Below are 1,291 nucleotides of genomic sequence, written 5' to 3'. Positions count from 1 at the left end.
GGCAAAGAAAGTTTTTCAGGTAGCCTATAAAGATCCTTCATCAGGCAAATTTGTTAACAGGCAGTACAAAAGAACTGATTTTAAAAATTTTGTAAATGGTCTGAAATAAACTTTTAGACCATTATAAAACAGCCCCTTAAGCAGACTGTTTGTTCTTTAAAAAATCAGTGTGATTTATTTCACAGTTTTATTGTCATTTGCTTTTTTGTATATATGGCTCTATACGCTTCATACAAGATCACAGCACGATGTGATTTTTAAGATGACAACTTTTTCATCTTTTTCATCCATCGATCTGTAGCGATCTCCTAGCGATCTTTATAGATCTTTTGAATGTCTCAAAGATCTCGATATTCAGTGTATAAAAAAGGCTGAAAGGTGTGTTTGCTATAATACTTGCATAGGATTTTAAAGGATTATAGCAAGTGGATTCAAAGACACTGAATAGCGGATTTAAAGAAATATCGGAGCAGATTCAAAATGCTGTTGCTGATGATCCTGCATTATCTGCCATGATAGGTGTTCTGCTTGTAATGTTCGAAAACCAAGTTTCTTTAAACAAGTCTCAATCCTCTGAAATAAAGCAACTAACCAAGAGAATAGAAGCACTTACATTAACCATAGAAAAGCTATCAACAAAGCTTGGAAACAAAGCCATCACTGTCAGAAAGACAACCAATGAGAATATCAATGGAAAAGGCAGTGAGAGAAAGAAAGGTATTGATTCCTCAAGCAAGGAAAAGAAGCAAAAGGAAAAAAAAGAAGTACCTGTAAACGATGATGTCAGTGTAACTGATAAAGAAGTCTGTATTGATATTGACGGCAAAGAGCTTTCACTTGAAGATGCAAGAAAGAAGGTTGGCACCGTATTTACAGGAAAAGATGGTAGACGTTACAAGTACGTCAGAATCAATGACTCATCTGAGAAAATTGATATCGATATTAGCGTCAGACATACTCGATACAGCAAACTGCAGGTAGTAGCAGTTGATGAGAATGGCAACGAGATATCTGAAGTAAAGGTAACACCAACAGTTTATCCTGAAACAGATTTCTTAAAGAAGAGTTCGATGAGCATTGGACTTATGAGCTTAATCCTTGAGCAGTGGCTGGTACTAAAGTCTCCATTGAACAGAATCAGTCAGTATCTGTTAAGGTATAACATCAGTTTTACAAGACAGCAATTGTACAGCTACACGGACACTACAGCAGCACTTCTGATGCCTATATTCAAGCACATGGAGTCATACTTAAAAGAAGCTACTTTTATAGGAGTTGATGAAACGTACTG

The 1,291-nt window shown here is 35.9% G+C and carries 1 protein-coding gene; it reads left to right on the top strand.

Annotation, left to right across the window (positions count from 1 at the left end; translation table 11 throughout):
- Window positions 1–425: 425 nt before the first annotated feature.
- Window positions 426–1,291, top strand: an 866-nt coding sequence (locus ACJML3_RS07535) for a transposase (protein WP_406022030.1), incomplete at its 3' end; no start/stop codon positions are given.

The organism is Succinivibrio sp., from assembly GCF_045124615.1.
Classification (GTDB): domain Bacteria; phylum Pseudomonadota; class Gammaproteobacteria; order Enterobacterales; family Succinivibrionaceae; genus Succinivibrio; species Succinivibrio faecicola.
The sequence above is the reverse complement of the archived record's forward strand: the minus strand, read 5'-3'. Positions and strand labels throughout refer to the sequence as shown.